The sequence below is a fragment of the Citrobacter sp. NCU1 genome, from assembly GCF_010231475.1.
Taxonomy (GTDB): Bacteria; Pseudomonadota; Gammaproteobacteria; order Enterobacterales; family Enterobacteriaceae; genus Citrobacter_D.
In genome coordinates this window covers 284,264-300,534 of record NZ_NRDO01000034.1, presented here as the reverse complement: position 1 = coordinate 300,534, position 16,271 = coordinate 284,264, and the positions used below count along the sequence as shown (strand labels likewise).

17 protein-coding genes are annotated in these 16,271 nt (G+C 50.8%); 9 read left to right on the top strand and 8 right to left on the bottom strand.

From position 1 onward, the window contains the following. The first annotated feature begins 11 nt into the window (after positions 1-11). The 7 genes from dksA (at position 12) to panD (ending at position 5,735) form a co-directional block, all read left to right on the top strand. Positions 12-467: an RNA polymerase-binding protein DksA gene (dksA, locus tag CJP72_RS11310; RefSeq protein ID WP_003829221.1), complete on the top strand. Its 456-nt coding sequence runs from the start codon at positions 12-14 to the stop codon at positions 465-467. A gap of 72 nt (positions 468-539) precedes the next feature. Next, on the top strand, positions 540-1,436 hold the full coding sequence (gene gluQRS / locus CJP72_RS11305; protein WP_162381103.1) for a tRNA glutamyl-Q(34) synthetase GluQRS: 897 nt from the start codon (positions 540-542) through the stop codon (positions 1,434-1,436). A 59-nt stretch (positions 1,437-1,495) separates the two neighbouring features. Continuing rightward, positions 1,496-2,893, top strand: a complete 1,398-nt coding sequence (gene pcnB / locus CJP72_RS11300) for a polynucleotide adenylyltransferase PcnB (protein ID WP_342212301.1) — start codon at positions 1,496-1,498, stop codon at positions 2,891-2,893. Then, a complete protein-coding gene (folK, locus tag CJP72_RS11295; protein ID WP_162381099.1) occupies positions 2,890-3,369 on the top strand; it encodes a 2-amino-4-hydroxy-6-hydroxymethyldihydropteridine diphosphokinase in 480 nt (159 codons plus the stop codon). Before pcnB ends, folK begins: the two co-directional genes overlap by 4 nt. 119 nt (positions 3,370-3,488) lie before the next feature. Next, positions 3,489-4,280, top strand: coding sequence for a 3-methyl-2-oxobutanoate hydroxymethyltransferase (panB, locus tag CJP72_RS11290; protein ID WP_162381097.1), 792 nt, complete (start codon positions 3,489-3,491; stop codon positions 4,278-4,280). A 126-nt stretch (positions 4,281-4,406) separates the two neighbouring features. After that, the gene (gene panC / locus CJP72_RS11285; protein ID WP_162381096.1) at positions 4,407-5,261 is read left to right on the top strand and encodes a pantoate--beta-alanine ligase; all 855 of its coding nucleotides are present in this window, start codon (positions 4,407-4,409) and stop codon (positions 5,259-5,261) included. A 93-nt stretch (positions 5,262-5,354) separates the two neighbouring features. Further along, positions 5,355-5,735 (top strand): aspartate 1-decarboxylase, encoded by a 381-nt coding sequence (panD, locus tag CJP72_RS11280; protein WP_162381094.1) that lies wholly within the window; start codon positions 5,355-5,357, stop codon positions 5,733-5,735. Between the two features lie 6 nt (positions 5,736-5,741). Here the strand turns inward: panD and CJP72_RS11275 are convergent, their stop codons facing one another. The 4 genes from CJP72_RS11275 to CJP72_RS11260 all read right to left on the bottom strand — a co-directional run bounded on the left by CJP72_RS11275 (position 5,742) and on the right by CJP72_RS11260 (position 9,267). Beyond that, complete coding sequence (locus CJP72_RS11275) at positions 5,742-6,968, bottom strand: polysaccharide deacetylase family protein (RefSeq protein WP_162381092.1); 1,227 nt, start codon at positions 6,966-6,968, stop codon at positions 5,742-5,744. A 62-nt stretch (positions 6,969-7,030) separates the two neighbouring features. Beyond that, the gene (locus CJP72_RS11270; protein WP_162381090.1) at positions 7,031-7,471 is read right to left on the bottom strand and encodes a PTS sugar transporter subunit IIA; all 441 of its coding nucleotides are present in this window, start codon (positions 7,469-7,471) and stop codon (positions 7,031-7,033) included. Between the two features lie 102 nt (positions 7,472-7,573). Beyond that, positions 7,574-8,344: an ABC transporter permease gene (locus tag CJP72_RS11265; protein ID WP_162381088.1), complete on the bottom strand. Its 771-nt coding sequence runs from the start codon at positions 8,342-8,344 to the stop codon at positions 7,574-7,576. Then, a complete protein-coding gene (locus CJP72_RS11260; protein WP_162381086.1) occupies positions 8,341-9,267 on the bottom strand; it encodes an ABC transporter ATP-binding protein in 927 nt (308 codons plus the stop codon). Before CJP72_RS11260 ends, CJP72_RS11265 begins: the two co-directional genes overlap by 4 nt. A gap of 108 nt (positions 9,268-9,375) precedes the next feature. Between CJP72_RS11260 and can the strand changes: the two genes are divergently transcribed. Further along, positions 9,376-10,038, top strand: coding sequence for a carbonate dehydratase (can, locus tag CJP72_RS11255; protein WP_162381084.1), 663 nt, complete (start codon positions 9,376-9,378; stop codon positions 10,036-10,038). 100 nt (positions 10,039-10,138) lie between these two features. Here can and hpt read toward each other — a convergent pair whose 3' ends face one another. The 3 genes from hpt to CJP72_RS11240 all read right to left on the bottom strand — a co-directional run bounded on the left by hpt (position 10,139) and on the right by CJP72_RS11240 (position 13,781). Next, a complete protein-coding gene (hpt, locus tag CJP72_RS11250; RefSeq protein WP_042997896.1) occupies positions 10,139-10,675 on the bottom strand; it encodes a hypoxanthine phosphoribosyltransferase in 537 nt (178 codons plus the stop codon). 345 nt (positions 10,676-11,020) lie between these two features. Beyond that, entirely contained in the window at positions 11,021-12,325 is a 1,305-nt protein-coding gene (locus tag CJP72_RS11245) for a glycoside hydrolase family 28 protein (protein ID WP_162381082.1), read from the bottom strand. Positions 12,326-12,353: 28 nt separating this feature from the next. Next, positions 12,354-13,781, bottom strand: coding sequence for an MFS transporter (locus CJP72_RS11240; protein WP_162381080.1), 1,428 nt, complete (start codon positions 13,779-13,781; stop codon positions 12,354-12,356). 325 nt (positions 13,782-14,106) lie between these two features. Here CJP72_RS11240 and CJP72_RS11235 point away from each other — a divergent pair, with 325 nt between their 5' ends. After that, the gene (locus CJP72_RS11235) at positions 14,107-14,379 is read left to right on the top strand and encodes a SemiSWEET transporter (protein WP_162381078.1); all 273 of its coding nucleotides are present in this window, start codon (positions 14,107-14,109) and stop codon (positions 14,377-14,379) included. Positions 14,380-14,549: 170 nt separating this feature from the next. Here the strand turns inward: CJP72_RS11235 and cueO are convergent, their stop codons facing one another. Next, entirely contained in the window at positions 14,550-16,133 is a 1,584-nt protein-coding gene (gene cueO, locus CJP72_RS11230; RefSeq protein ID WP_162381069.1) for a multicopper oxidase CueO, read from the bottom strand. Between the last annotated feature and the right edge of the window lie 138 nt (positions 16,134-16,271).

Below are 16,271 nucleotides of genomic sequence, written 5' to 3'. Positions count from 1 at the left end.
GGAGAAGCAACATGCAAGAAGGGCAAAACCGTAAAACATCGTCCCTGAGTATTCTCGCCATCGCTGGGGTGGAGCCGTACCAGGAGAAGCCGGGCGAAGAGTATATGAACGAAGCCCAGCTGTCGCACTTCAGACGTATTCTGGAAGCATGGCGTAATCAACTTAGGGATGAAGTCGATCGCACTGTAACTCATATGCAGGACGAAGCAGCGAACTTCCCTGATCCGGTGGACCGTGCCGCACAGGAAGAAGAGTTCAGTCTTGAACTGCGTAACCGCGATCGTGAACGCAAATTGATCAAAAAGATCGAGAAAACGCTGAAGAAAGTAGAAGACGAAGATTTCGGCTACTGCGAATCCTGCGGTGTGGAAATTGGTATTCGTCGTCTGGAAGCGCGTCCGACAGCCGATCTGTGCATCGACTGCAAAACGCTGGCTGAGATTCGCGAAAAACAAATGGCAGGTTAATCCCGGCCATTTTTACCACCTTCAATCCAGGCGGGAGTCACTCCCGCCTTATTTTTTTATTTTTCTTAAGACATGACAGACTCACACTATATTGGCCGTTTCGCCCCTTCCCCTTCCGGCGAACTACACTTTGGTTCATTGATCGCCGCGTTGGGCAGCTACTTGCGGGCGCGGGCGCAAAAGGGTATCTGGCGAGTGCGTATTGAGGACATTGACCCTCCTCGTGAAGTTCCCGGTGCCGCAGAAACTATCCTGCGTCAGCTGGAACATTACGGTCTGCACTGGGACGGCGACATCCTATGGCAATCCCAACGCCATGATGCCTACCGGGACGCGCTGGCCTGGCTCTCTGAACAAGGTCTGAGCTACAACTGCACATGCTCGCGAGCCCGAATCCAAAGCCTGGGCGGGATCTACGACGGGCATTGTCGCGATCTGGCTCATGGACCAGAGCACGCTGCCGTGCGTATTAAACAACAACATCCCGTCACCCGGTTTTATGATGTGCTGCGCGGGGATATCCAGGCAGACCGTCATCTGGCGCAAGAAGATTTTATCATTCATCGCCGCGACGGCCTGTTTGCCTATAACCTCGCCGTGGTGGTGGACGATCATTTTCAGGGCATCACTGAAATCGTGCGCGGCGCGGACTTAATCGAACCCACTGTTCGACAAATTTCGTTGTACCAGCAATTCGGCTGGCAGGTGCCTGACTATATTCATCTTCCGCTGGCGCTCAACGAACAAGGCGCTAAACTCTCCAAGCAGAATCATGCACCTGCGCTACCGCAGGGCGATCCGCGCCCGGTCCTTATTGATGCGTTACGCTTCCTGGGTCAGAACGTCGCGTTAGAATGGCAGGACATGAATGTGGAGGAATTGCTGCAATATGCGGTGAAGAACTGGACACTTGCGACAGTGCCTGCATCGTCTATTGTAAATTCAGCGTTCTCAAACGCGTCATGCTGAGCTATGATTAGCCGCTATTTTTTTGTCCTGATTGAAGTTTGACACTACCGAGGTGCACTATTTTTACCCGAGTCGCTAATTTTTGCCGCAAAGTGCTAAGTCGCGAAGAGAGCGAGGCTGAACCGGTCGTCGCCCGTCCGCATATGACGGTAATCCCGCGTGAACAGCACGGAATTTCCCGCAAAGATATCAGTGAAAATGCGCTGAAGGTAATGTACAGGCTCAATAAGGCGGGTTACGAAGCCTGGCTGGTCGGCGGCGGTGTGCGCGATCTTCTGCTCGGCAAAAAACCGAAAGATTTCGACGTAACGACCAACGCCACGCCTGATCAGGTACGTAAACTGTTTCGCAACTGTCGTCTGGTCGGTCGCCGGTTCCGCCTGGCTCACGTCATGTTTGGCCCGGAAATCATCGAAGTAGCCACCTTCCGTGGTCATCACGAAGGCGGCGACACTGACCGCACCACGTCTCAGCGTGGACAAAACGGCATGCTGCTGCGTGACAACATCTTCGGTTCTATTGAAGAAGATGCGCAACGTCGCGATTTCACGATCAACAGCCTCTATTACAGCGTGGCTGATTTTACCGTGCGTGATTATGTTGGCGGCATGAAGGATCTGGAAGATGGCGTGATCCGTCTGATCGGTAATCCGGAAACGCGTTACCGCGAAGATCCCGTACGTATGTTACGCGCTGTCCGTTTTGCGGCAAAACTCGACATGCGTATCAGTCCGGAAACCGCAGAGCCTATTCCTCGCCTGGCGACACTGCTCAACGATATTCCTCCTGCGCGTCTGTTTGAAGAATCACTGAAACTTCTGCAGGCGGGTTATGGTTTTGAAACCTATAAAAAACTGTGCGAGTACAGCCTGTTCCAGCCGCTGTTCCCGACCATCACACGCTATTTCACCGAAAACGGCGATAGCGCGATGGAACGTATTATCGCGCAGGTACTGAAGAACACCGACAACCGTATCCACAATGATATGCGCGTCAACCCGGCATTCCTGTTCGCCGCCATGTTCTGGTACCCGTTGCTTGAGATGGCACAGAAAATTGCGCAAGAGAGCGGTCTGTCTTATTACGACGCCTTCGCATTAGCCATGAATGATGTGCTGGACGAAGCCTGCCGCTCGCTGGCGATCCCCAAACGCCTGACGTCGCTCACGCGTGATATCTGGCAGCTCCAGTTGCGTATGTCGCGCCGCCAGGGTAAACGCGCCTGGAAGCTGATGGAACATCCTAAGTTCCGTGCATCTTACGATTTACTGGCTCTACGCGCAGAAGTGGAAAACAACGCAGAACTGCAACGTCTGGCGCAGTGGTGGGGGGAGTTCCAGGTCTCTGCACCGCCTGAGCAAAAAGGCATGTTGAACGAGCTGGATGAAGAGCCGGCCGCTCGTCGACGTCATCGTCGCCCACGCAAACGCGCTCCGCGTCGTGAGGGCAGTGCATGACCCTTGCGTATATCGCAATTGGCAGTAATCTGGCCTCTCCACTGGAGCAGGTCAATGCGGCGATTCAGGCGTTGGGAGAGATCCCGGAAAGCCGGATTGTCGCACTCTCCTCGTTTTACCGCACTCCGCCACTGGGGCCGCAGGATCAGCCTGACTATCTGAATGCCGCTATCGCACTGGAAACGACGCTTCTGCCGGAAGCGCTGCTTAACCATACTCAGCGTATTGAGTTACAGCAGGGGCGCGTTCGTAAAGCGGAGCGCTGGGGACCGCGCACGCTGGATCTCGATATCATGCTGTTCGGCGATGAAGTGATTAGCACTGAACGTCTGACCCTTCCCCACTATGACATGAAAAACCGCGGCTTTATGCTGTGGCCGCTGTTTGAAATTGCACCTGAGTTGGTCTTTCCTGATGGCATTACAATACGCCAACAACTCACGCTGCTGGCAGCAGAAAAACCTGCCCTTTGGTAAATCAGGCGTTCCGTTTAACATTTTCTGCGGACAACTTACACATTTCCTTAAAATAATTGCCCCCCTGACTCCTCCTGTTAGAATGCCGGATAATGATACTTTCATTCTCCGGAAATGTTATGAAACCGACCACCATCTCCTTACTGCAGAAATACAAACAAGACAAAAAACGCTTCGCCACCATTACCGCTTACGACTACAGCTTCGCCAAACTGTTTGCCGATGAAGGGCTGAACGTGATGCTGGTGGGCGACTCACTTGGCATGACAGTACAGGGCCACGACTCCACCCTGCCGGTAACCGTTGAGGACATTGCCTATCACACCCGCGCCGTACGTCGGGGCGCACCGAACAGCCTGCTACTGGCAGACCTGCCGTTTATGGCTTACGCCACGCCAGAACAGGCGTTTGAGAATGCGGCAGTGGTTATGCGCGCGGGCGCGAACATGGTCAAAATCGAGGGCGGCGCGTGGCTGGTGAATACCGTAAAAATGCTGACAGAACGCGCAGTGCCGGTTTGCGGACATCTGGGTTTAACACCACAATCAGTCAATATTTTCGGTGGTTATAAAATTCAGGGGCGTGGCGATGCCGGTCAGACACTGTTCGACGACGCGCTGGCACTCGAAGCCGCAGGCGCACAATTGCTGGTGCTGGAGTGCGTTCCGGTCGAACTGGCGAAGCGGGTCACTGAAGCGCTTTCCATTCCGGTGATCGGCATTGGCGCAGGCAACGTTACCGACGGGCAGATCCTCGTGATGCATGACGCGTTTGGTATCACCGGCGGGCATATTCCAAAATTTGCTAAAAATTTCCTGGCAGAAGCGGGCGACATCCGCGCCGCAGTGCGGCAGTATATTGCCGAAGTTGAGTCCGGCGTCTATCCGGGCGAAGAACACAGTTTCCATTAAGCAACGTTTGGATCGTGTAGGCCGGATAAGACGCGCCGCGTCACCCTCCGGCGTTTGTGCAGAGATGCCTGATGGCGCTGCGCTTATCAGGCCTACGGATAATCAGGCCACTAAAGGAGTCCTGTTGTGTTAATTATTGAAACCCTGCCGCTGCTACGCCAGCATATCCGTCGTCTGCGTCAGGAAGGCAAGCGTATTGCGCTGGTACCTACCATGGGCAACCTGCATGATGGTCATATGAAACTGGTTGACGAAGCCAAAACGCGCGCCGACGTCGTGGTGGTCAGTATTTTCGTTAACCCGATGCAGTTTGACCGTCCGGACGATCTGGTGCGTTATCCCCGTACGCTGCAGGAAGACTGCGAAAAGCTGAACAAGCGCAAAGTCGATCTGGTCTTTGCTCCCGCGCCTGACCAAATTTACCCGCAGGGTACTGAAGGGCAGACTTACGTCGACGTACCGGGTCTTTCCACTATGCTGGAAGGGGCCAGCCGCCCAGGCCATTTCCGCGGCGTTTCCACTATCGTCAGCAAGTTATTCAACCTGGTGCAACCCGACGTCGCCTGTTTTGGCGAGAAGGATTTTCAGCAACTGGCGCTCATCCGCAAAATGGTTGCCGATATGGGTTATGACATTGAAATCGTTGGCGTACCCATCATCCGGGCCAAAGACGGCCTGGCCCTGAGTTCCCGTAACGGTTACCTGACGGCTGAACAGCGTAAAATCGCCCCAGGTTTACACAAAGTCATGAAGGGTATTGCCGGGAAATTACTGGCCGGAGATCGGGACGGCGAAGAGATGATCGCCATTGCCGAACAAGAACTGAATGAAAAAGGCTTCCGCGCTGATGATATTCAGATCCGTGATGCCGACACCCTGCTGGAATTAACGGACACCAGTAAGCGTGCGGTCATCCTTGTTGCGGCCTGGTTGGGTCAGGCGCGTCTGATCGACAACCAGAGCGTCGAATTACCCCAGTAGACAGGGGTTAAAAATCGGGCAATACTGCCTGGAATTTCCTGAAGCTGTTATAAATATCAGCTTTGTTATCGGTATGGTAGAAAGGTAGAAGTTATGATTCGCACTATGTTGCAGGGCAAACTCCATCGCGTGAAAGTGACTCAGGCGGACCTGCATTACGAAGGGTCTTGCGCTATTGACCAGGATTTTCTCGACGCGGCGGGCATTCTTGAAAACGAAGCCATTGATATCTGGAACGTCACCAACGGCAAGCGTTTCTCAACCTATGCCATTGCGGCTGAACGCGGTTCTAAAATTATCTCAGTGAACGGTGCGGCGGCACACTGCGCCAGTGTGGGTGATATTGTGATTATCGCCAGTTTCGTGACCATGTCCGACGAAGAAGCGCGTCGCTGGCAGCCCAAAGTGGCCTACTTTGAAGGCGACAACGAAATGAAACGCACAGCGAAGGCAATCCCGGTACAAGTTGCCTGAGCAGAATTACCCCTGCGGCTGATTACTGATCAGCCGCGACAGGGTCTCCAGCGAATCCGTTCTTAAGATATACAGGCGTTTCAATAAGAACGGATTATCCCCCGGCTTTACCTTCCCTTTCACCGTCGTGACCGCCATATGGAATCCAGCATCGTTTGCCGCTTTTAGCGCCGTGGCGTTATAACCGCCGAATGGATAAGAGAGATAAAGCACATGCGGGTTAAACTGCGTCAGTGCGCGTCGCGAACGTGCAAAATCCATAAGAACATTGTGATAGTTACGGCTGAGCAGGATCGGGCGGCGATAACCGTCTACCCGATGCAAAAAGTGCGTATGCGACTGGAAATCAAACGTATTTCTGATCTCCTGCAATTCAGAAATACTCATAAATTGCAGCGATTTGGGATCCCATTTTTGCGGATGCCCCTTAATTCGGGATGAAATAATAAAAGCGGTCGCCTTAAAACCGTACTGTTTCAATACCGGATACGCATAGCGACTGACGGATTTCAGTCCATCATCAAAGGTAATCACCACCGCGCGCGCCGGAAGATTCATCTTATTGCGCACATACCCTTCCAGTTGGTACATCGTCAACGTGGTATATCCCATGTCCCTCAGCCAGGTCATCTGGTTACTGAAAGCTCGCACCGATGTCGTCGTAGAGGTATGGCGAAAACGGGTGTTCTCTTCGTCGCGTAAAATATGGTGGTAGGTGAGCACAGGGAGACCGTGATCTTCCTGCGCGTCCAGCGCGCTGATATAGGCAAGCCGATTGCCAATCCGTACCTGATACCAGGTTTGGTTGAGCCGACCTTTTAGCTTACTAATAATGGGGTAACGTAGATTTTCTACGAGTATGCCGAATGGCGCGCTTCCCGCATCCGGCGCATTATAGACGGGCGTATCTTTCCAGGTGACCAGATTCTGATTACTGAGGGGTTTATTAAGGGCGCCCAGACCATCTTCCACTTTCTGATGCCCCTGCACCGGCTCAAGGTGGCCTTTATCGATAAACCCGGTGCCGAAACCAAATTTGAATTCATAATAATCTGCGGCAATGGGTTCAACAGAGATGATCTGCCCGGCACGAAGCGTTCCCACGTTCTCCATGTTATTGCCAACCTGCGCCCAGATGGCAGCATCTTCCGTTGTCTGCATATAACGCGCAGGCAACGCAGCACCAGCCCCCATTGAAATCAGCAGCAGGAGAAAAAAAACATGTTTGATCATGAGGAGTAGCCGGGAGGTGAACACCCTGCCTATTGTAACAAAACCGCCCTCAATACCAACGGCTAATACTCATACAAATCATGCAGCAATACGAAAGGGGGATTTTTTTGCTGCTGATGCCAGAGACTGGTCACCTCAGACGTGCCGTGCGCAACGATTTGATTGCGAAACTCAACGCTACTTATCGCCTCTCGCGACGACAGCATTTTTTCCAACAATGGCAAAGTGACGCCGGAAATCACCTCGCACTGAGAATGTTTATGGCTCAATAAAGATGCAATGCGATAAGGCGCAGCGCCAGGCGCGTCGGTTAAAAAGATCACCCCCTCGCCAGAGTCCGCTTGATGCAACGCGTCACACAGCATGCGGCTCAACATATTCGCGCTTAATCCACACCAGTAATTCACCGCACGGCATTGCGCCTGAGGGCCGTGTTTCTTTTCCAGGCGATACAGCAGTTCCTCTGCACGACCATCATGACAGGTAATGACCCAACCTAACATTGCCTACCTCCTTAGCAGGGAAGTAGTTTATCAAGGTAATCAATATGTAATGGTGACAACTGTCAAAGGATTCCCCTCCCAAAACGGGAGAGGAATGTGAAATCAGCTACGTAGCCCACGTCCACGCTGGATCAAATACCAGCACAGCAGGTAGAAAGCGACGGTGAAGATCACCAGTACGCCAAACGTCGTGATTAACGGAACATCATGAATACCGAGGAAGCCATAGCGGAAACCACTGATCATGTAGACGATGGGGTTCAGATGCGACAGCCCCTGCCAGAACGGCGGTAGTAGCGTCAAAGAGTAAAATACCCCGCCGAGATAGGTCAGCGGCGTCAGCACAAACGTTGGGATCAGGCTGATATCATCAAAGGTTTTTGCGAAAACGGCATTCAATAACCCGGCCAGCGAAAACAGCACCGACGTCAATGCCAGCGTTAACGCAACGAACAGCCACGAATGAACCTGAAATGGCACAAAAAACAACGAAATTGCCGTCACCAGCACACCGACACACAGTCCGCGCGCCACACCACCGCCAACAAATCCGGCAATAATGACATGCGTCGGGACCGGGGCGACTAACAACTCTTCGATGTTGCGCTGAAATTTAGCGCTAAAAAACGACGACGCCACGTTGGCGTAAGAGTTGGTAATCACCGCCATCATAATAAGGCCCGGCACAATAAACTGCATGTAGCTAAAACCATGCATTTCACCTATCCGCGAACCGATCAAGTTACCAAAAATAATGAAGTAGAGCGTCATGGTGATGACGGGCGGAACCAACGTTTGTACCCAGATGCGCATAAAGCGGTGGATCTCTTTGGCCCAGATGCTTTTCAGCGCGACCCAGTAAAGCTGCATCATGCGCGATCTCCTTGTTTTTCATGAACCAGTGAAACAAACAGCTCTTCCAGACGGTTCGCCTTATTGCGCATACTCAGCACCTGAATCCCCTGCTCGCTGAGCTGGCTGAAGACGCTGTTGATCCCCTGTTCACGCAGCACTTCCACTTCCAGCGTGGCGGTATCCACCAGGCGATACTGATAACCTTCGAGCTTCGGCAGCGGACTTTTTGCCGCCAGATCGAGAATGAAGGTTTCTGATTTCAGCTTTGAAAGCAGGTTTTTCATTGAGGTGTTTTCCACCAGCTCTCCGTGCTGAATAATCCCGATATTGCGGCACAGCATTTCCGCCTCTTCCAGATAGTGGGTGGTCAGAATGATCGTGGTGCCTTTATCGTTTAAATCCTTCAAAAAACCCCACATTGAGCGGCGAAGTTCGATATCAACACCCGCTGTCGGTTCATCAAGAATTAACAGTTTCGGTTCATGCATAAGCGCACGCGCGATCATCAGGCGCCGCTTCATCCCACCCGATAACATACGCGCACGTTCGTTGCGTTTTTCCCACAAATCAAGCTGTTTTAAGTACTTTTCGCTGCGCGTGATCGCTTCTTTTCGTTCGACGCCATAGTATCCCGCCTGATTCACCACGATCTGCTGGACGGTTTCAAACGGGTTGAAGTTAAATTCCTGCGGAACCAAACCCAACTGGCGTTTGGCATTGACCACATCTTTCGCCAGATCGTAGCCGAAGACGCTGACGCGCCCGGACGTTTTATTTACCAACGAGCTGATAATGCCGATTGTGGTGGATTTTCCTGCCCCATTCGGCCCCAGAAGCGCATAAAAATCCCCCGCTTCGACTTGTAAATCTATTCCCCGCAACGCCTGAACACCACCGGGATAGGTTTTTTTAAGCTGTTGAAGTTCCAGTGCAATGGTCATAAATTTTTACTTACCTTACGTTCCTACACTTTATATGTGGTTTAAATAATCCCAGAGTTGACCTATATTAGCCCAACGCATTTATTTGGTTACAGGTCGTTAACCTCCATGAAAGACATAGATACACTGATCAGCAATAATGCACTATGGTCAAAAATGCTGGTGGAAGAGGATTCCGGATTTTTTGAAAAACTGGCGCAAGCGCAGAAGCCGCGCTTTCTATGGATTGGATGTTCCGACAGTCGCGTTCCTGCAGAACGTTTAACCGGGCTTGAACCGGGCGAATTATTTGTTCACCGTAATGTGGCCAACCTGGTCATCCACACCGACCTCAACTGCCTCTCTGTCGTGCAGTATGCCGTTGATGTGTTGGAAGTTGAACATATTATTATTTGTGGTCACTACGGTTGTGGTGGTGTGCAGGCTGCTGTTGAAAACCCGGAACTGGGGCTGATCGACAACTGGCTGCTGCACATCCGCGATATTTGGTTTAAGCATAGCTCCCTGCTGGGCGAAATGCCTCAGGAGCGTCGTATGGATACCCTGTGCGAACTGAATGTTATGGAACAGGTGTATAACCTGGGTCACTCCACTATCATGCAGTCCGCCTGGAAACGCGGTCAGAAAGTGACGATCCACGGTTGGGCGTATGGCATTCACGATGGTCTGTTGCGCGATCTTGATGTCACTGCCGTCAGCCGCGAATCCCTTGAGCAGCGTTACCGTCAGGGGATTTCCAATCTCAAACAAAAGCACATCAACCACAAGTAAGTTCTCAATAAAATGCCGGGTGGCGGTTTCGCCTTACCCGGCATGTAAAACGACGTTAATGTCGTTCTTCACGTTGTGCGCCAGCAGGCGCACCCGCTGATTACTCGTCCAGCAGTACGACTTTACCTACATACGGCAGATGGCGATAACGCTGTGCATAGTCGATGCCGTAACCCACCACGAATTCATCCGGAATAGAGAAACCAATAAACTCCACCGGGACATTCACTTCACGGCGTGAGGGTTTGTCCAGTAACGTACAAATCGCCAGTGATTTAGGCTCACGCAGGCTCAGGATTTCACGCACTTTTGACAACGTATTGCCGGAGTCGATGATGTCTTCGACGATCAGCACATCTTTGCCACGAATATCTTCATCCAGGTCTTTGAGAATTTTCACATCGCGGGTCGTGGACATGCCGCTACCGTAGCTGGAGGCGGTCATAAAATCGACTTCATGAGATACCTGAACTTCACGGCACAGGTCCGCCATAAACATAAATGAACCGCGCAGCAGACCCACCAGCACCATATCACTGCCGCTGTCTTTATAACGCTCAGTAATCTGACGACCCAGTTCAGCAATACGTGCTTTGATCTCCGCTTCGGGGATCATGACTTCTACAGTATGTTTCATATCTCTAACCATATGATTTAAAAACAAATCACCCAATGCCTTCACGGAATTGCACAGCATCGAAGCGCAAGGCACGCAGTATACCAGTAAAAGTATTTGTTCGTGGCATCAGATAATAAGTCTAATTTTGCAATTAGGATCGCGCCTCTTAAATCCAAGAATCAACTCTGTATAAATTAAAAAATTGAGTTAACGCATTGTTATAGCAAAAAATAATGCATGATGATCTCGGCTATCTTTGCAAAAAACAGGCGACTGATTGTCGCCTGGGCACAGCCGGATGATGAAAGGTAGCAGCTGATTTTTTACAATAGCAGCGTGGGGCCACCACGCTGCTTTTTCGTTTTAGCGATTATCAAACGTATCGTTCTCGCCGTCATTTTCCCCGGCAACAGACACGACCACGTCATCAAAGCGCAAATCATTCACAGCAACAATACGTCCAAACTCCCTGGCCTCAATCCGACAGTGGCTAAAGCTAATGTTCTCCATCGGTTTTTCAGTAAAGGCGACCAGGTCGAATGCGCGAGCCGGTAAAGCATAGTCAGCATCCAGAGTGGCATTAACGTGACTAATGCGGATATTACGCACTTTGGTCATCTGTAAATGCTCCGGGATTTGCCTTGCTACTGCCTGCCAGTCTTCTGGCAGTTCATCAATGTTGTTAAAGAGTTTGCGGTTGTAGGAATTGTGCCAATCCATAATCCAGGAAAATGGAAATTGCACATTGTGCATCTGCAAATTTTCCACCACCACATCTTCCATGAAACCGCCACGCTCTTTCGACGACTTCATTCGCAGCCCGCAATCTGAGTTCTCAAAGGTGATGTCATGGACATAGACATTTCGAATGCCGCCGCTGACTTCACTGCCCAGAGTCACGCCGTAGCCTGAGCGAATAAGACAGTTGTCGATTTCGATATGTTCCGCAATCTTACCAACCCGATAACCATCGCCGTCACGACCCGACTTGACGACAATACAGTCATCACCGCACGACACATCACACCGGGTGACGCGTACGTGGCTGGAGGAATCAATGTCGATGCCGTCGGTGCTTGGCCCGTGGTTATCGCGGATAGTTAAATCACTCACCAGGACCTGGTGCGCATAGGTTATCTGTAAATTCCAGAACCCGGCACGCTCAAAGGTCAAATCAGAGATCGTAACGTTCTCTGCCTTGTAAATCAGGCAGGCGCGTGGGCGTTTAACGAGATAATCCGCAATCCAGCGCAGCCCTTTTTTGTCGTAATCAACACGCAGTCCGCTCTCTTTATCCGGACCGCAATAGAGATCCCACCAGTGCGTGCCCTGACCGTCAATCTTGCCAGGCCCTGAGATCTCGATGTTGTTAACATCGATGGCATTGAGTACCGCCGCAGGCCACATCATCTCAACGCCAGCAACCCGTGTAGGGATCTCCGGATAGTCAGAAAGATCGGTGGAACCCAGCAGGGTAGCGCCTTGCGCGAATTGCAATTTGCTTCCTTCTTTCAGAAAGAGCGAACCTACCAGATAATCCCCTGGTGAAATCACGACAGGGAGCCCCTGTTCAGCACCAGCATCAATAGCCCGTTGAATCGCCAGAGTGTCTTTCACAACACCGATACCCATCGCACCAAAATCTTTCACTTCAATTTGTACAGGCATTAATTCAGTCCTTCTCTCATTCTCGGGGTTATTTGCTAATACCATTTAATTTATTCAGCGTTTTTTCCATTTCGAGCGTTTGTTTACGGTTCAATGGATAGAAGTAAATCAACGTCATTGCAGCCAAAAACAGGCATACAGCAGGCAAAAGGTTCGCCATCGCGTAGATATTTTCCTGCACCGCACTGCTCTGGATGATGCCCCCCGTTGAAGAGGACTGATAACCGATTATGGCCAACATGAAACCACCAATTGCCCCCGCACACGCCTGACCCACTTTGCGGGCAAAGAAGTTCACACCATATACGGTGCCATCCTCGCGGTCGCCGGTGACATATTGGTGATAATCACAAACATCCGTCATGAATGCCCAAATCATCAGGTTGAATAACCCAGCGCCCAGGGTCGCCAGGAAAAGGAAGACCAGATAGGTTTTCGCATCCGTGATATGGCAGAAGTACATAACCAGATACATGCCTACCGAAAAGAGCAGAGCGCCTACGCTTGCTTCTTTTTTACCAAAGCGCTTCGTGAGCCAGGACGCTGATGGCGCCAGCAGAACCAGAGAACCGAAGGTAAACAGTAATGCGACAGACATCGCCTCTTTGTTGTGGAAGTAGTCATTAAACAGATAGGTCATGTTGGTACCAGAGAGTCCCTGGTTAATCACAATCAGCAGATCGACAATAACTAAAACGATCAGCGCTTTATTGCGTAACAATCCCTTCAGTAAAACAGAAACCGGCACGTTCTCTTTTGTTTCAACGCGCACACGTTCCGTCGTCAAGTGACACGTCAGAGTTAAGAAGATGAAAGCCAGCACCGAACATCCAATCGAAATCCACAAGAAACGCTCACCGGAAATAACCTGGCTACCGTCAACAAGGGTGGTGTACATCAGGATAGGAATAAAGAAGCCGGTCGCCCCGCCCCCGATAGCGGACCCAATGCTACGATACGTAGAGAGCGAAACACGGTCGTCCGGATTGGAGCTGATAGCCGCCGACATTGCGCCATAAGGAATGTTAACTGTCGATAACAGCGCACCGTAGACAAAATAGGAGCCGCAAATGTAAATGATTTTCGCGGTATATGAAAATTCACTCACAAATGGCAGGAACAGCAATACCGCAATGGCGCAAAAAGGATACTTCATGCGACTAACCCAGGGGTTAAAACGCCCTTTGGCGGTTAGCTTAGAGGTATCGCATAAACGCCCCACGGCCACATCGACAAACGCATCAAAGAGTTTGGTCACAAAATAGAGCGACCCAACGATAACGCCAGAAATACCCAGCACATTGGTGTAATAAATCATTAAGAAACTGTTTACCAAACCCAGAATAAAACAGTTACCCAGGTCACCGCACATATAACCAAATTTATCTCTAAACCCGAAAGGTCTGATATTAATACTTTTATTACTTTCGATGATATGTTCATCTCGAACCGTCATGCCAACTCCTCACACGTATTATTCACAAAAATTATGTATACAATCTGATAGTCTGGGTAATAAAAAGATGTACTATCTAAAAACACATTTGGTACGACACATTTTCGCGACAAAGAATAATTGGTATGACATCAAGAAGGAGTGCTGAAGATCACACAATCTCAAGACCCCCTTTAAACACAGCGCAAAAGGTATATACTTCAAATAAAATTGGTATGATAACTATAATGCAGTAAAACCTGATCACGCGTTGTGGAAATCCAGGTTCTACACATGAAATGGCTTCAAGAAATTAACAATACATATATATTTGCGGAAGTTATAGATGGACTACATTAATATCATTGGTTTTATTGGCGGCGGTTGCACTACCATTTCCTTTATTCCTCAGGTGGCTTTAGTGCTAAAGACAAAATCAACAAAAGATATTTCGTTGATGATGTACTCTGTTTTTGTTTTCGGCATTTCTTTATGGTTGCTCTATGGAATTTTGTCGGGCGCCCTCCCCGTTATCATCCCCAATTTGATTACTTTAGTACTGGCAGGTTCAATTCTTTTTATGAAGATAAAAAACGAAATTATTCAAAAAAACCGATAATAGCAACGCCAGGTAGTAAAGCGAGAATGGATAATGCTTGCTACTTTTACTACCTGGATGATGACAGGCCAGGTCTTTTTTCTGTACAGCGTCTCAGAGGTAAAAAACCTCAGGCATCAGGTTGGGCAATTTTCGGCGTCGCGCCCGCCTGAACACACGGGCGCGACGTTTTACGCAGTGGTAAATCCAAGCATCATTCCTGTGTCTTCGTGCTCTAGCAGATGACAGTGCGCCATATAAGCATGCTCTTTCGGGGCATCATGATCAAACTTGACCAACACCTCACTGACGCCGCCTTCAACGCGTACCGTATCTTTCCATCCCGTACGATGCGCAGCCGGTGTTTTGCCGTTTTCCGACAAAATACGGAACTGAGTGCCGTGGATGTGGAACGGATGCAGCATCATATCGCCTTCGCCGGAGATGACCCACCGCTCGTACTGCCCTTTCGCCGCCGCAAACATCGGCTTGTTCATATCGAAGGCCTGACCATTGATCTTGTTGGCATTATGGAAATCAAATTGCCCGCCGTGATTCATATGTCCCATGCTGCCATGATTCATATTGCCGTGATTCATTTTGCCATTGCCCATATGCCCCGTCATATGCCCACTCTCCATCCCGGCCATCGCTTGATCACCGTATTTTTGCATCAGCATTTGCATGCCCATCATGTCGAGCATGGGGTCCATGGAGAGCTGCAACTTGCGTACCGTCAGACCATCAAGCGACGGTAATGCCGGCATGTTGGTTAACGTATCCGGCAACGTTCCGGAAGCCGTTATCACCAGCGGCTGGATGTGCATGACCGGATGCGGTTGATCAAAAGGCGCAACCGCCATCCCCATCTGGCTGACCGGCAGTGTCACCAAATCAAACGCTTTACCATCGCTGATATCCACCAGCACTTCAAACCGCTCCCCCATCAACAAGGGGAGTTCATTCACTTTGACAGGCTCAGCCAGCAATCCGCCGTCACTGGCGATCACATACAGAGGGCGGCCATCGCTGGCGGCGATGTTGAGCGAACGCGCGTTACAGCCATTAAGTAAACGCAGTCGTAACCAGCCTTTTGGCGCGGCGTGTTGAGGGTAAATCGCCCCGTTGGTCAGCAGGGTGTCTCCAAACCACCCCACTGCGGCGGTCATCACATCCAGTTGGTAATTAATCTGGCCGTCAGCGGAAAACTGTTTGTCCTGGATTATCACCGGGACATCATCAATACCCCACTGCGTAGGGAGCAGCAGCTTACGAATATCCTCATCTTCGATAAGCACCAGTCCCGCCAGCCCCATCGCAACCTGGCGCCCCGTTTTTCCATGCTGATGCGGATGAAACCAGCAGGTGGCGGCACGCTGCTCAGGCGTGAACGTGACAGAGCGCGAGCCACCGGCAGGAATAACACCTTGCGGACCGCCGTCCACTTCACCGGGAATTTCCAGGCCATGCCAGTGTAATGTGGTCTCTTCAGCGAGCTGATTATGAATGTCGACGGTAACGGCTTTACCCCTGTGCAGTTTTAACGCCGGTCCCAGCAGATTACCGTTGTAACCCCAGGTCGTGGCCGTCTTGCCCGCGAAGGTCGATTGCCCGGTTTTAACGATCAACTGTATTTGATTGCGTGCATCGGCGGTTAGCAGATCGGGAATCGGTAACGCGGGGCGCCCGGCGGCAAAGACACTCCGGCTCCACAGCGGCAATGCAGATGCGACCCCAAGTGCCACAGAATATTTTAAGAAATCACGACGTTGCATTTTCACTTCCTTATTCTCAGCTGGCCGGACTCAGCCTAAAACTTGAGCATAGACCCTCCCCCTACAGGAAGGTCAAGTCAGAGACAGCATCGAATGCAATAATAAAGGTCGTCGCCTCGCTCGCAGTATGCTAACGTT

What these genes read in the sequence shown, in the direction of transcription:
- gluQRS (WP_162381103.1), top strand. Translation starts at nt 540, where the DNA reads ATGACAGACTCACACTATATTGGCCGTTTCGCCCCTTCCCCTTCCGGC.
- cueO (WP_162381069.1), bottom strand. Translation starts at nt 16,133, where the DNA reads ATGCAACGTCGTGATTTCTTAAAATATTCTGTGGCACTTGGGGTCGCA.
- folK (WP_162381099.1), top strand. Translation starts at nt 2,890, where the DNA reads ATGACCCTTGCGTATATCGCAATTGGCAGTAATCTGGCCTCTCCACTG.
- CJP72_RS11235 (WP_162381078.1), top strand. Translation starts at nt 14,107, where the DNA reads ATGGACTACATTAATATCATTGGTTTTATTGGCGGCGGTTGCACTACC.
- can (WP_162381084.1), top strand. Translation starts at nt 9,376, where the DNA reads ATGAAAGACATAGATACACTGATCAGCAATAATGCACTATGGTCAAAA.
- CJP72_RS11265 (WP_162381088.1), bottom strand. Translation starts at nt 8,344, where the DNA reads ATGATGCAGCTTTACTGGGTCGCGCTGAAAAGCATCTGGGCCAAAGAG.
- panB (WP_162381097.1), top strand. Translation starts at nt 3,489, where the DNA reads ATGAAACCGACCACCATCTCCTTACTGCAGAAATACAAACAAGACAAA.
- dksA (WP_003829221.1), top strand. Translation starts at nt 12, where the DNA reads ATGCAAGAAGGGCAAAACCGTAAAACATCGTCCCTGAGTATTCTCGCC.
- CJP72_RS11260 (WP_162381086.1), bottom strand. Translation starts at nt 9,267, where the DNA reads ATGACCATTGCACTGGAACTTCAACAGCTTAAAAAAACCTATCCCGGT.
- CJP72_RS11270 (WP_162381090.1), bottom strand. Translation starts at nt 7,471, where the DNA reads ATGTTAGGTTGGGTCATTACCTGTCATGATGGTCGTGCAGAGGAACTG.
- CJP72_RS11275 (WP_162381092.1), bottom strand. Translation starts at nt 6,968, where the DNA reads ATGATCAAACATGTTTTTTTTCTCCTGCTGCTGATTTCAATGGGGGCT.
- hpt (WP_042997896.1), bottom strand. Translation starts at nt 10,675, where the DNA reads ATGAAACATACTGTAGAAGTCATGATCCCCGAAGCGGAGATCAAAGCA.
- panD (WP_162381094.1), top strand. Translation starts at nt 5,355, where the DNA reads ATGATTCGCACTATGTTGCAGGGCAAACTCCATCGCGTGAAAGTGACT.
- CJP72_RS11245 (WP_162381082.1), bottom strand. Translation starts at nt 12,325, where the DNA reads ATGCCTGTACAAATTGAAGTGAAAGATTTTGGTGCGATGGGTATCGGT.
- CJP72_RS11240 (WP_162381080.1), bottom strand. Translation starts at nt 13,781, where the DNA reads ATGACGGTTCGAGATGAACATATCATCGAAAGTAATAAAAGTATTAAT.